Source organism: Acidimicrobiia bacterium (assembly GCA_018057765.1).
Taxonomy (GTDB): Bacteria; Actinomycetota; Acidimicrobiia; order IMCC26256; family JAGPDB01; genus JAGPDB01.
The window spans coordinates 1-14,750 of sequence record JAGPDB010000013.1 but is presented as its reverse complement, the minus strand read 5'-3'; the positions used below and the strand labels follow the sequence as shown (position 1 = coordinate 14,750).

Sequence of the window (14,750 nt, the reverse complement as noted above, 5' to 3'; positions counted from 1 at the left end):
ATTGATATGTCACATGCGTTATGTCCTGGAAGTTTCGATCCACCTACAGTTGGTCATTTAGATATCATAACTAGAGCAAGTGTGCTATTTGACAAAGTTACAGTAGGTGTAATTCGTAATACTACCAAGACTGCTATTTTAAATGCACCAGAGCGTGTTGAAATGTTGAAACTATGTGTTGAAAAATTATCAAATGTTGAAGTTATTTCTTTCGATGGCCTATTAGTAGATTGTGTAAAACAAGTGCATGCAGATATGGTGGTTAAAGGATTGCGAGCAGTAAGCGACTTTGACTATGAACTCCAAATGGCACAAATGAATAGACAACTTTCAGATGTCGAAACTCTATTTATGAGTACGAATCCAGGTCAATCATTTTTATCATCCTCAATCGTAAGAGATTTAGCTAGATACGGTGGAGATATTTCTCCCTTGGTACCTAGTGAAATTTATGAGCAAGTTCGAGCACGTTTTGCAAATGTGTAAATTAAGTCGTAAAATTTAGTACATATTATTCCAGGAGGAACAATGTCAGATATATATTTAGATGATGATCAAGTTGATTCACAAGATGACTTCTTGCCAACACCAGTAGGAGTTGAAGAACTATTATTAAGGGTACGTGAACTTATTGATTTAGCAAGATCAATGCCAATGTCGGCATCGGTATTAGTCAACCGGGAAGAACTGCTAGAACTATTAGACGATGCACTAGATGGACTTCCTGAAGAATTGCGCCATGCACGTTGGTTATTAAAGGAACGCGAAGAATTTTTGGAACAAGCGCAGAGAGACGCAGCTGAGATTCGTGATCGTGCGGCACAAACAGCTTCACGAATGGTCGAGGAAAGAGAAATCGTCCGTCAGGCCGAAGCAACTGCTCAACATATTGTTGGTGAAGCTGAATCAAATGCCCGACAAATTTCACATGAAGCAGAAGACTATATAGACCAGAAACTTGCAAGTTTTGAAGTTGTGCTTGATCGCACATTGCAAACTATTCAAAAGGGTCGAGATCGTTTGAGTGTACAGATCGATCCAACACGCGAAGAAATAGCTGCTGAAGATGATGATTCAAAAAATCCTTTCTTCGATCAAGATATTTAATCTATAGACTAAAATTATGAATGAAAATTTAATTTATGTAGGTGACGTTTTCAAGCGTGCTGGTTCTCATAAGAATGTTCATCTCATCATCGAAGACCAAGAATTTGCCACTAGTTTTGCTCATGTTGTTAATGAAGTAACTTGTGATTTTACTTTAGAAAGTATTACCAATGGAATTGTGGTGCGTGGAACAATAAACGGGAATTATGAAGCTAAGTGTGGTTACGGCTTAGAAAACTTTACTGAAAGTTTTAGCTATAATATTAATGAACTTTTCGAGCAAGGACATAAACTGTCTGCACGTAATTCTAAAGTTGGTTCTCAAACTGAAAATATTGGAGGATCTCGTTTTGCGAATGCCGACGAAGAGGATGAAGAACAAGACCTATATTCTTTTATTGGCGCAGATATAGATATAACACAAATGGTCACAGATACAATTTTGACTAATCTCCCAATAGCACCTGTTTGTGCACATGGACCAGAAAATTGTACAGTATGTGCAAAAGAAGTACTCCCATATATATCAAACGAAGATTTAAGAACTATGCCCAATGTCGAAGTTACAAGAAAAATAGACCCTCGATGGGCTGCATTGGATGAACTTTTTGACTCTGTTGATCAAGAGGATAAGACTATTTAAATTAAAATACCTGTAATTCCTAATGTCTGGAGCAAAATATTCTCTACACCTGGAATTATATTGTATCTTTCAAGTAGAATATATCTCTACTTAATTGTATATAAAAGAAATTTGAAGGAAAACCATGCCAGTACCAAAGAGAAAATCGCCACAATCTGCAACTCGTAAACGTGTGGCTAGTGCTTGGACTTTAAAAGCCTCTCCAAAGTCAACATGTCCTAACTGTGGTGTTGTAAAAGTTCCACACATAGTTTGTTCGTCATGTGGACACTACAAAGGTCGACAGGCTATCGAAGTTGAATAACTTAAGTGATACTAGTTTTTGAACATGGTGCGATAATATAGTATTTCGTGGATATTAACTCTTCTTACATTATTGCTTTAGATGCGCATGGTTCTGATCATGGTGTATCAGTTGCTGTCGAGGGTGCATTACTTGCAATCGATAAACTTGGTTGTAAAGTTGTTTTAGTTGGAGATAAAACTGAAATCGAAACATTTTTAAAGCCTGACGAGGACGATACTTCAAAAAAGATTTGGCCTAAAGGTCTAAGTCATTTTCAAGCAGATGAAAAAATAGAAATGCATGAAGAGCCCGTTAAATCTCTTCGAAAAAAACCTAACTCTTCTATTGGTATTTCTGCCAGAATAGTTAAAGATGGTTTAGCCCATGCAATGGTAGGCTCAGGTAATACTGGGGCAATGATGGCTAGTGCGCTACTTACACTTGGTCGTATTAAAGGCGTCGAAAGACCTGGAATTGCTGTTGAACTTCCTTCACCTGGCGATGGTACTGGTGCACAAGCAAGACAAATACTTATGGATGCTGGTGCAAATGTTAATTCTGAACCTATTTGGCTTTTTCAACATGGACTAATGGCACGGGCTTATGTTCAGCATAGATGGGGAATTGAAAAACCAACTATAGGATTGTTAAGCAACGGTGAAGAATCTTCCAAAGGTGATACTTTGCGAAAGCAAGCTTATCCACTATTAGAAACAATTGATGGATTTATAGGTAATTGTGAAGGTAAGGATTTAACTACTGGTGATCCACAAATTGTTATAACTGATGGATTTACTGGAAATGTTGCTTTAAAAACAATGGAAGCAACTTTTAAATCAATATCAAAAATGTTCCTAAATGTACTTTCAAATCCAGAATTGGCTCAAGCAGCAGGAATAGTTATGCCTCATATATTTTCAGCGGCTAAAGAAATGCATCCAGATTCTTTTGGAGGGGCTGTATTGTTAGGCATTAACTCTCCAGTAGTAATCGCACATGGACATGCAGCAGGTGATGCTATCTATAATGCAATACGTGTTGCCTGTGAGTGTTTACAAAGCGGAGTAGTTGACGCTATTAAAGATGAAATAGCTTCCACACAAAATATCAAACAAATAACGAGTTAAAATTTACTATGGACGAAATAGCAGCTAGAAATGTAATAGTTAAAGATTTTGCTCAAAAAATAAATTTCAAAGTAAAAGATGTGCAAACTTTGCGAACAGCATTAACGCACAGAAGCTTCACCTCTGAAAATGAAGGTGCGCCAAATAACGAACGTCTCGAATTTTTAGGTGATGCTATTTTAGATTTGGTAGTTTCAGATATATTGTTCAAAACATTTCCAGAAATGCCTGAAGGAGAAATGGCAAAAGCTAGGAGTGCTGTAGTTAATGAAGATACTTTGGCTGAAATTGGCGCTGAGTTAGAACTTGGAAAATATATGTTTTTTGGAAAAGGAGAAGCAAAAAGTGGAGGGTCTAATAAACCTTCAATTTTGGCCGATTGTATCGAAGCGATTATTGCTGCCATGTATTTAGATGCAGGCTTCGACTTTGTATGTGTTTTTGTTCAGAAACATTGGGAGTCACGCGCCTTAATTTCAGCTGATAAACCAGGTGATGCAGATTATAAAACACGATTTCAAGAAGTGGTTGTGAAAAAATATGGATTTAAACCCAGATATATACTAGAAGGATCAGGCCCAGAACATACACGTATATTTACTGCGCAAGTATTTATTGGTGAAGAAAAATTTGGCGAAGGTGTTGGACGTTCAAAGAAAATTGCCGAACAAGATGCTGCTCATGCTGGTTTAGAAATTATTGAGAATAAAATTTAGCGCTGAAGGTTAATATGCCAGAAATTGTTGAAGTTGAAACATTTAGAAGACAACTTGAACCAATATTGATCGGTAAAAGGATCATTGAAGTGAAAGTAAATCATTTAAGAAGTATACGACGACACAAAAGTGTAAAAGAGTTTACGAACCTACTCTTAGGAAAAGACATTTTAGAGATTTCCAGATTCGGGAAATACCTTACATTTCATCTTGATGATGGAAGTTTCCTAAATGCTCACTTACGCATGTCTGGGCGTTTTTTGTTAAACGATGACCCATCTAGCGATCCTAAACATTCCCATATAATACTAACAACAGAAAAAAATAGGATACTATTCATTGATCCTAGAACTTTTGGAGAAATGTGGGTAACATTAACACCCACACCAGAAATTAGTCGTGGCATTGACGCGCTAACTTCATCAAATATCGATTTGCAAAAAGTAATAATGCAGTTGGCATCTAAATCAACCAAAGCTATAAAAGCAGTTTTATTAGATCAGCATTATATTTCTGGGATAGGAAATATCTATGCTGACGAAATATGTTCGCTTGCAAAAATTAATGTGTCAAGACGCATATGTGATCTAAAAGATAGAGAAATTTATCAACTCATTAGATCTATAAAAATTATATTGAAAAAAGCTATAAAATTACGGGGTTCATCATTAAGAGACGAATCATTTTTAGATTTAAATAATAATATTGGTAGTTTTCAAAAATTTCATCGAGTACACGCTAAAGCAGGCCAGCAATGCAGCGATTGTGGAAGTGAGATAGTCAAAACTAAAATCGTTGGAAGAACTAGCTATTTCTGTCCTAAATGTCAAACTTAAGAACAAATAGATTTTATCATTCTGCAAATTATCAAATTTGTTCTAAATGGTTAAACATAGAGGGGCCTGTTCATCTAGAATAGGTACCTCAGATACGAGATTTTCAATTAGAAAAGGAATACGATGTATTTAAAAGCATTGACATTAAAGGGATTTAAATCTTTTGCAGATAAGACAGAACTCTTATTCGAAAAGGGAGTGACAGTAGTCGTCGGTCCGAATGGTTCAGGAAAATCAAATCTAGTTGATGCTGTCGCATGGGTATTAGGAGCACAGGGCGCTAGAGCACTTCGTGGCGCAAAAATGGATGATGTTATTTTTGCTGGAACCACAAAAAAATCTGCTTTAGGTCGAGCCGAAGTGTCCTTGACTATTGATAATGCAGACCAAACACTCCCAATAGCATTTAATGAAGTTACAATTACACGAACTCTTTTTAGGTCTGGCGAAAGTGAATATAAAATAAATGAAGTTCCTTGTCGTCTATTAGATATTCAGGAATTGTTAAGTGATTCTAGAATTGGACGAACGCAACACGTCATTGTTGGGCAAGGCCAACTCGACTCTGTACTAAATGCGAGTCCACAAGATAGAAGAGCAATAATAGAAGAAGCAGCTGGAGTCTTAAAGTATCGTAAAAGACGAGAAAAATCACAACGTAGATTAGAAGCTAGCGGTGCAAGCCTTATACGATTGCAGGATTTAGTTCGCGAAGTAAGAAGACAACTATCGCCTTTGCAACGTCAGGCTGATGCAGCAAAACGTCATGATGGAGTTCAAGATGAACTTACTAGTGTAAGACTCTTTTTGTTAGGTAAAGAAATTTCAGGATTACAATCTTCATTAGAGCGAAATGATAGTGAACATGAAGAAAAAATTATCTCAGAAAAACAAATTATAAATGGACTATCGAAATTAGATATAGATGTACTAGATGCTGAAGCTGCTTTAATGAAGGTAGGTGATAGTGATGTTGCGAAATGGTTAAGCAGATCAGAAAAATTGGTAACAAAAACAAATGCTATTAAATCTATACTTATTGAACGTAGAAGATCGATAGTTGCAGAAATGGGTACGGCCGCTGATGAATCCGTAATCGAATCATTGTTATTAGAGCGTGATTCAATAACTGAAAAGATTGAAGAATTAACACGATTAGAAGCACATTTAGCACCACAACTTGAAGAAGCAATCGAGCTAACTAAACAATGTCGAAATAATATTGAAGAGCATGATAAAAAACGACCAAGTAATGATGCTGTTAAAGAATATGAAAACGCAACACGGGAATTAGATGACAAGGAAAAGAATCTTTCGCGTTTAACAACTCAAATTGAAGCATCAACATTTAGATATGAAAAAATACTGCTAAGGATAGCTGCATTAACACAAGATAATTTAGATGCAAAAGATGTTGTAGATGTTGAAACAATTGAATTAAATAATTATCTAGCTGAGTATGATTTGCTAGAAAATGAAATGAACCATGTACGCATAGAACTAGAGGATTCTGAAAAAGAAAAAATTCTGCGTCAAGAAGAATCAGCGCAGCTTTCTGCTCAGGCGAAAGTATTAAAAGAAACATTTGATATTTCTAATACCAACTCAGGTATAGAAAACGTTCGTGAAAAACAAGGTGTAAAAGGTACACTTTTAGAGAATATTACTATTGATGAAAGAGTTCAAGAAGCAGCAAGTTCTATAATTGGGTCAATCGCAGGATCAATAGTTGTTGAATCTAAACAAAATGTTGAATCAACAATTGAAGAGTTATTATTAAAAAATTCTAGCGCACAAATTATGATGCTGGAAAGCAATATTGAATCTCATAACGAAAATTCTCCAGCAGGCACAATACCTTTAATCGACTTTATAAGTTCAAAGGATGAAAATGTATTATCTATTTTAGGTAAATATTTATCCAATATAGTTTTTTGTGATGGCAATTGGAAAACAGCGTTACAAATAGCTGTAAATAATCCTAGGTTTATTATAGTAACAAATTCTGGTGATCGTTTTGGATCAGATATGCCATGGAAATTGGGAAAAACGAAAACAGTAACGGTTACAAAGGAAAAAGTAGAAAAAGCAATTGAACAAGCTTTACAAGCAAAAGAAGAATTGATTGAATCTGAAAATGAATATTCAAAAAATTATGAAAAAAGTCAAGAATTGATAAATGCGATAAGTGCATGTAACGCCAGTCTTAACGAATGCAGAACAAGATTGAATATTGCAACAAAAACATTTGAGACTACAACATCTGCAATATCTTCTAGGAGATCTGAAGTAGACAGCCTGGAAACTGAAATTTCTTCAACAAAAGAAGTGAAGAAATTTGAAACTAGAGAAGTCGATGAATTAAAGGTAAAATTAATAGATCTTCAGTATCAAAAAGAAAATTCTAAAGCACTCTTTGACGAGTTTCATGAAACAGAGAAATCACACGAGATCGAGTTATCAAAAGTAAATCAGAACCTTCGTGAAATCGAAAATCAAATGCAAAGTTCAACAGTAATGTTGGCTGATTTAGAATCAAGATTGCGAATGATAAATGAGAGATTAGCCAAGGATCCAATAAAAGAACAAGAAGCAAACTTAAGACGAGAAAAATCATTAAATGCATTAGAAAAAATTGATAAATTATATTCAAGAGCGGAGCATATAGAGAGCCAAGCGAAAAAAACTCTCGAAATATTAACAGAAGAGCGCAATCTACAAACACAAAAAGCTCATGAGTCAACATTTAAATTAGAAGAATTAAGAAATAACAGAAGGACATTAGAGAAATCAGTCCTTGAAATTCGTGAATTAATTCAAAGACATGAGATTAACAAAGCAGAATTACGATTAAAGCTAACAGCAGCAGTCGAAAACCTGCGTACTAACTATGACTGTGAACCTACAATCGCAATAGAAGCTCCAATGCCAGAAGTGCCAGAAGGAACCACACTTACATCGAGGGCACGTGATCTAGATAGAGAACTTAAACTTATGGGGCCAATAAACCCATTAGCAATTTCAGAATACGACGAACTTTCTGAACGTCATGTTTTCTTAAACCAGCAACTCGATGATATAAAAGCATCAAGACGTGAATTGCAAAAAGTAATAAGAAACATCGATCAAGAAATAGTAACAGTATTTGAAAAAGCATTCGAAGACGTCCAAAAACATTTTTCGTTACTATTCACAACATTGTTCGCAGGTGGCGCTGGAAGATTAACACTTACTGATCCAAATGATATGTTAAATACAGGGATAGATATGGAGGCGCGACCTAGTGGTAAGAATGTACGTAGGTTATCGTTGCTTTCAGGTGGGGAAAGGTCACTAACCGCATTAGCGTTCTTATTTGCAGTATTTAAATCAAGACCATCACCTTTTTATATAATGGATGAAGTCGAAGCAGCGCTTGATGAACCAAACCTCCTTAGATTTCTAGACTTAATAAGCGAATTTAGAAACGATGCACAGTTAATAATTGTCTCTCATCAAAAGAAAACAATGGAGGCTGCTGATGAGCTTTACGGTGTGACTATGTCTCCAGGAGGCTCTTCACGTGCGATCAAACAACGTATCGAGAACCCTTCCGATTCTAAAATTAAATCTTCGAATATAGAATCAAGCGATGCAGAAATTTCTCTAGCGCTTCGCGACCGTTCCGAAACGTCAGAATCAACCGAATCATTAACAATCGATTTAACTTCAATTGATGATGGCGATCTCGATAGCGTTGTGGATCTCAATGCTCATCATCGCGAAGAAGATAGAGAAAGTGATGACACTGAGAGAGCAGAACAAGTCGAAAGTCGTACTACCATTGCAGATGCACTAGAAAGTTCAATATAAACCATGATTAATGTATTAAATACTATATTAAATAGTGATTCGGTGGAACTTCTGGATGCGTGCGGACCAAAGGAGCATCGAGGAACTCTATGTGAATTGACTTACAGTCTTACATCATCACAATATGCTGCTGATATTGTAAATTCATTTACAAGACCATTACGGGTCCTTTCAATAATCTTTTTAGCATATGTCCTAAACAGGATAATGCGACTATTCGTAAAACGAATAGTCAAAAAATTAACTAAAGAATCTGCACATAACAAGATAAAAACATTTAAGAAGAGAACTGGATTATCAAGACTAGAGACATCAGAAACACCAAGTGGTAGAGCAGTGCAACGTGCCGAAACTATTGGATCTGCAATTAAAGGTGTAGGTACTTTCATGATCTTTAGTGCAACTATATTGTTAATTCTACAAACATTCAAAGTTCAGTTTGCACCACTGTTTGCTGGAGCAGGAATATTTGGTGTTGTAATAGGTTTTGGTGCACAATCGATGATTAAAGATTTTCTAGCAGGGATTTTTATATTAGTTGAAGACTGGTATGGTGTATCAGACTACATAGACGCGGGTCTTGCAGAAGGCACTGTAGAGCAAGTGACACTTCGTTCAACAAGGTTACGAGATGTATATGGTGTTGTTTGGTATATACCAAATGGTGAAATTGTTAGAGCTGGTAACAAATCTCAACAGTGGGGACGTGCTCTTTTAGATATTGGTGTTGCTCTAGATACTGATCTCGATTTTGCACAAAAAGTGATCAAAGAAACAGCTGACCAATTAGCTAAAGATCGTGCAACAGAAGTTTTAGGAGTTCCAGAAGTTCTAGGTATTGAAGAAATAGCCGCAGATAGAATATTGATACGTGTTGTAATGAAAACAATACCTTCAGCACAATGGGATATCGCTAGAGTATTAAGATTGAGGATTAAATCAGCATTTGATAAAAAAGGTATTGTGCTTCCAACACCTTCGCAAACGATTACCTATACAAATGCACAAAACCCAATTGAAAAAGAACATATTAGTGCACCATTAACAACACACATAGAAGTTACTGATGATGGCAGCGAAAACCCTCTAAAAAAATAGTGTTAAAATTATTTTAGTTAAAAAGGAATATAATGACTATTGCCTCAACAGCGTTTGATTATACAGAACTAATATTATATGTAGGCATAGGTAGTTTCGCAGGCCTATTATTAGGTCTAATAAAGAAATATTCAAATAGTAAAAAAACAGATGGTATAACTAAAAAAAGTGATTCTAACACTTTAATAATTGAAAAACCAAAAACTTTAGAAGAACGAATTACTAAAACTCGTGGAGTTTTTTCAACATCATTGACAAAATTAAGAGGTAAAACAACTGTAGATCCGAGTTTCTTTCAAGGTATTGAAGAAATGCTACTACTTGGAGACGTTGGTACCAATACTGCAAAATATATTACAGAAAATATTAAAACAAAATGTGATAATGAAAAAGTCTCGGATATCTCTATAGCTTTAAAAATCGTCAGAGATGAGATAGAAGATGTTTTTATAGACGAACGTAAACTAATAATCGATGACGGAAAGATTAACGTTTGGTTATTTTCTGGTGTTAATGGAGTGGGTAAAACTACTTCAATTGCAAAAGTAGCATCTCATTATAAGGAGCAGGGAAAAACTGTGCTGATGGTAGCAGCAGATACATTCCGTGCTGCAGCTGCTGATCAACTTGAAACATGGGCTGAACGGATCGATGTTGACATTGTGAGAAGTGTAGAAGGAGCAGACCCAGCGTCTGTAGTCTTTGATGGTATGGAAAAAGCAAATGCCAAAAAATATGACATAGTATTAGTGGATACAGCTGGCCGCTTACATACAAAGTCAAACTTGATGGAAGAAATAAAAAAGATTCGTAGGGTAATTGAACGAACTAAAGGGTCATTAAAAGAAGTCTTTTTAGTCCTTGATGCAACAACTGGGCAAAATGGGTTGGTCCAAGCCAGAGAATTTTCGCAAGCTTTAGATGTAACTGGAGTAATATTAACAAAGCTTGATGGATCTGCCAAAGGCGGAATAACCTTAGCAATCGAACATGAGCTTGGAATTCCAACTAAATGGGTGGGTATTGGTGAAGGACAAAATGACCTTATACCATTTGTTCCAAAAGATTTTGTAAATGCCTTGATGTCTAGCTAGCTATAATTCCTAAAGAGCGATCAATGCTAGATAACGAAAAATAGTCCAAAGTAAGAAGTTCTCTAACCTTTTCAGGATCAGATATTGTCTCAAAAAGTATATCAAGGTCGCCTTCTAATATTTTGTTAACAATTTGTATTCTATCTTTTAGATGTTCGATGTCTTTAACTATTTGATTTCTATAGCTTTCTGGAGAGTTAAGTAGTGCACTTTCTAAAAGGTCTAATTCATGATCAAAAAAGCTATTACATTTATCGAAGATATTAAAGTATATTTCACTATAAAAAATTGCCGATTCATATAATGCCCAGCATTGGGATTTCTCATAATAAATCTCTGGATCAGAGATATCTATGATTCTTCCTACGATATTAACAACTTGACCGAATGTTCCGGAGCTTATTGTTCGTAAAAATTCCTCTGGATCTACTAAAGTCTGTTTTCCTGAATCTTTTAATTTAGATAATATTTCGTAGGCATCTAACAGCTTTATTCTAGCTTTAACGTCAAGTGAATTAACAACACTATGGTCTTTAAAGCCAGCTTTAGAGATATTTAAACTGATAGAACTTACTACGTGATTAATGGCTTTTTCGGGAAAATATCCATTTAGTTTTCTAGCGAAGTACACCTCAAATGCAAATACTTTTTCCCAAAGTTCTTGAGTTACCAATACTGGATCAGAATCAATTGCAAAATCTAAGTCAATACCATATTTAAAAAATTCATTTTTAAGGTGTTCTAAAAATATTTTCTTGTCTCTTTCTTCTACATAGCCAGGTATTTCATCAACCATTGTTATATAAAATTCGAGCATCTTTTTTATGGAAATTTTTGTAAAACTAGCTTCAACTTGAGGAAAATCAGAATCATTTAATGAAACGTGGTCTGAGTAATCTGTATAAGTTACTTTGCCATCTCCCCAAAGTAAAAGATTTTCGCTATGTGAAGACCGATCCATTATACGTGGATTGTCACTAAAAAGTAATTGTGCTAATTGTTCTGAGTAAATACGTAAAACATGGTCAACATATTCTGGTGTTTCTATATCTGGATATATATCTGCGCCAGTAAAAGACATACGCACAGTAGAAGGTGAAAGCCGGATGATGTAACCTTGTTCGAATGGAGTGTTCTCATCAAGAATGTGGTCATATATTTTGTGTCTAGTATCATGAGATGTGAAGGTTATAGCGCCAGCTGCTTTTGGCCCATCAAGGAATTCGACAGCTTCAAGCTGGTCGATTTCAGTTATTGCTTGTTCGTACTCTAGAGCTCCAGTAACCGTATCCCTGCCGGTTCTCTGGTGTTTATCTCCGAAGCCTCCTTTAGTCATTCCGCAGCCTTTAACTTCAACTATATATTCTTCGCCACGAACATCAACTTTGACGGGAATCAGCTCATGGTCAATATATTGCATTACTACGCCAGTTCTGCCATTACCCATATCGCTATATTCACCATAATATAAAATGTAAAATTTATTTTTGCCGGCATCGTTCTCCAATGCTTCTCTTACGATTTCTTGTTGATAATTTGTTTTAAAAGATTTAGTTACTTCCACAATCTTATTTGGCTCGAGATCGTAAAGGTCAAGTCCTGTCGTAACTAATATTTCTCCATTTTCAAAATGGTTACGCAGTTCTTCTGGCAAAGCATTCCAGTTCAAACTTTTAACAACAGAAGCTTTATCCATTTTTTTAAATTCTGCCTCGATCAAACAAACAGTTTTTACTTCATCTCGACCACCAAACATAGTATTTGGTACCTGTCTCTTTGACTCGAAAAAACGTGGTCCATAAATTGGTTTTATCTTTCCGCCAACTTGGTAAAAACCGGCAATAAAAGGATTCGTCATTGATTGGCTATTTCTCAGTATTCGTGCAAGCACCGGATCACTGCCATTTTTTATTTGATCAGCGATTATGTTTTCAGAAATTAATCTATCTCGCCCTTCTTGTTTGAGCAATGATGTCTCTAATTCTGTAAATGTTAAATCAAGGAGGTGGCTTCTGATATACACAGAATTACTAGTAAGAGGACTTTTTGTGAAAAGGCAGCGCTTTAGCTGTACAGCTATTCTTCTTCGGGTGGCCAAATTACTATTTCTACCAAAAATATTAAATATTTCTAATTCACGCCTTAGATCCCATATGAGATCTCTATTTGATAGATTTTCACATTTACTTAAAGCTTGGCGAAGTTCTGTTGGTATCACATAAACAGTATCGGCAAAATCGGACATAAAGCATATTTTACACCCATGTGAGGTTTTGGTCAAATACCAAACGGCTTTCGAGCATTCGAATTGGTAATATCATGCAAATACTGAGACATGATGATATTAGAATAACAAACCATGTTTGATTCTTTAACCTCAAAATTCGAAAATATCTTTGACAAGCTCAAGAGTACGTCAAGAATAACTGATTCTGATATAGAAACAGTTTCTAGCGATATCAGAAGTGCGCTTATAGACGCTGACGTAAATATTTCTGTTATCGATGCTTTCATATCCAAAATTGCAGAGCAATGTAAAGGTATTGTGCCTTCACCTGCTTTAAGTCCAGATCAACAAATAATAAAAATAGTTAATGAAGAATTGATGAATTTATTGGGCGGGGAAGCAGTTAAGTTAAATGTTTCTTCTAAGCCACCGACAATAATATTATTGGCTGGTCTACAGGGATCTGGTAAGACTACACATGCAGGAAAATTAGCAAAACATTTACTCTCAAAAGGTAAAAGCCCACTTTTAGTCGCATGTGATTTACAAAGACCAGCAGCTATTGAACAGCTAAAAGTTTTGGGTGAGAAAATATCTGTTCCAGTATTTTCAATTGATCAGGGTAAACGTAAATCAAAAATTAAAGATGTCATAAAAGGTGCTTTCGAAGAAGCGGCTCGTTTAAATCGCGACACGATGATTATTGATACAGCAGGTCGTCTACAAATTGATGATGATCTGATGAAGGAACTCGAACAGATTGTTGATTTAACAAAACCCGATAATACATTATTAGTTATTGATGCAATGATTGGTCAAGAGGCAGTAAATGTCGCTGATACTTTTAATAAGAGAATTCCATTAAGTGGTGTAATACTAACAAAAATTGATGGTGATGCACGTGGTGGTGCAGCGCTTTCAGTTCGTGCTGTTACGGGTGCGCCAATTCTTTATGTTGGTACTGGTGAAAAGCTAGAAGATTTTGAAGATTTTTATCCAGACCGCATGGCTTCGCGTATCTTGGGAATGGGCGATGTATTAACTCTTATTGAAAAGGCAGAAACTTTATATACGCAAGATCAAGCTACTGAACTCGGCCATAAAATGGCACAGGGTGATTTCGGTTTAGGCGATTTTTTAGATCAACTAAAATCTATACAAAAAATGGGACCACTTGGCGGGATTATGAAAATGATGCCTGGTATGCCAAAAGAAATGAAAGATGTAGAAATCGATGATAAACAAATCGCACATGTAGAAGCAATTATCCTTTCAATGACTAAGAAAGAACGTGATGAACCTTCGATAATTAATGGTTCTCGTAGGACACGTATTGCGGGAGGTTCTGGTAGAACTACAAATGAGGTGAACGCATTGCTAAAACAATTCCAACAGATGCGAACCATGATGAAACAAATGATGGGTGGCACATTACCAGGTGGTGCTGGCGGAAATAAAAAGGGTAAAAAAGGTAAGAAAAAGCAGGGTAAAGTCGGTATGATGAAAAATGCCATGGCGATGCAAAAAGAAATGAAGAAAAACCCTGATGCTTTTGAGGATATTCTCAAAGGCTCTGACATGGGTTCTTTTCTTCCACCTTCAGCTAAATTTTAGCTTTAGTCGTTTGCCTCATGAGGTTAAGTAATCCACAAATATTATGAACAGTTAGCTTTTCTGAGTTCTTTTAGAGTAAAATTTACTTCTTCCAAGTAAGACTCCTGAGAGGAAATCAGTGTCAGTAAAAATACGTCTAGCCCGAGTGGG

The 14,750-nt window shown here is 35.8% G+C and carries 12 protein-coding genes; 11 read left to right on the top strand and 1 reads right to left on the bottom strand.

The features are described 5' to 3' along the window. Positions 1–6 precede the first annotated feature (6 nt). The 10 genes from coaD (at position 7) to ftsY (ending at position 10,759) form a co-directional block, all read left to right on the top strand. Complete coding sequence (coaD, locus tag KBF89_05465; protein MBP9115776.1) at positions 7–486, top strand: pantetheine-phosphate adenylyltransferase; 480 nt, start codon at positions 7–9, stop codon at positions 484–486. A 42-nt stretch (positions 487–528) separates the two neighbouring features. Beyond that, positions 529–1,107 carry a hypothetical protein gene (locus tag KBF89_05460; protein ID MBP9115775.1) on the top strand — a complete coding sequence of 193 codons (579 nt, stop codon included), beginning with the start codon at positions 529–531 and terminating at the stop codon, positions 1,105–1,107. Between the two features lie 16 nt (positions 1,108–1,123). After that, positions 1,124–1,750 (top strand): DUF177 domain-containing protein, encoded by a 627-nt coding sequence (locus KBF89_05455; protein MBP9115774.1) that lies wholly within the window; start codon positions 1,124–1,126, stop codon positions 1,748–1,750. 124 nt (positions 1,751–1,874) lie between these two features. Next, positions 1,875–2,054, top strand: a complete 180-nt coding sequence (rpmF, locus tag KBF89_05450; GenBank protein ID MBP9115773.1) for a 50S ribosomal protein L32 — start codon at positions 1,875–1,877, stop codon at positions 2,052–2,054. Positions 2,055–2,101: 47 nt separating this feature from the next. Next, positions 2,102–3,163, top strand: coding sequence for a phosphate acyltransferase PlsX (gene plsX, locus KBF89_05445; protein ID MBP9115772.1), 1,062 nt, complete (start codon positions 2,102–2,104; stop codon positions 3,161–3,163). Between the two features lie 8 nt (positions 3,164–3,171). Next, positions 3,172–3,879: a ribonuclease III gene (gene rnc, locus KBF89_05440; GenBank protein MBP9115771.1), complete on the top strand. Its 708-nt coding sequence runs from the start codon at positions 3,172–3,174 to the stop codon at positions 3,877–3,879. 14 nt (positions 3,880–3,893) lie between these two features. After that, complete coding sequence (gene mutM, locus KBF89_05435) at positions 3,894–4,715, top strand: DNA-formamidopyrimidine glycosylase (protein ID MBP9115770.1); 822 nt, start codon at positions 3,894–3,896, stop codon at positions 4,713–4,715. 123 nt (positions 4,716–4,838) lie between these two features. Beyond that, positions 4,839–8,567, top strand: coding sequence for a chromosome segregation protein SMC (smc, locus tag KBF89_05430; protein MBP9115769.1), 3,729 nt, complete (start codon positions 4,839–4,841; stop codon positions 8,565–8,567). A gap of 3 nt (positions 8,568–8,570) precedes the next feature. Next, the gene (locus KBF89_05425) at positions 8,571–9,665 is read left to right on the top strand and encodes a mechanosensitive ion channel family protein (protein MBP9115768.1); all 1,095 of its coding nucleotides are present in this window, start codon (positions 8,571–8,573) and stop codon (positions 9,663–9,665) included. Positions 9,666–9,697: 32 nt separating this feature from the next. Continuing rightward, a complete protein-coding gene (gene ftsY / locus KBF89_05420) occupies positions 9,698–10,759 on the top strand; it encodes a signal recognition particle-docking protein FtsY (GenBank protein MBP9115767.1) in 1,062 nt (353 codons plus the stop codon). On the opposite strand, the gene KBF89_05415 is transcribed toward ftsY, so the two are convergent. Then, positions 10,752–13,004, bottom strand: a complete 2,253-nt coding sequence (locus tag KBF89_05415; protein ID MBP9115766.1) for a hypothetical protein — start codon at positions 13,002–13,004, stop codon at positions 10,752–10,754. The two genes, ftsY and KBF89_05415, sit on opposite strands and share 8 nt — an antisense overlap. 114 nt (positions 13,005–13,118) lie before the next feature. On the opposite strand from KBF89_05415, the gene ffh reads away from it, so the two are divergent. Beyond that, positions 13,119–14,600, top strand: coding sequence for a signal recognition particle protein (gene ffh, locus KBF89_05410; protein ID MBP9115765.1), 1,482 nt, complete (start codon positions 13,119–13,121; stop codon positions 14,598–14,600). Positions 14,601–14,750: the final 150 nt, after the last annotated feature.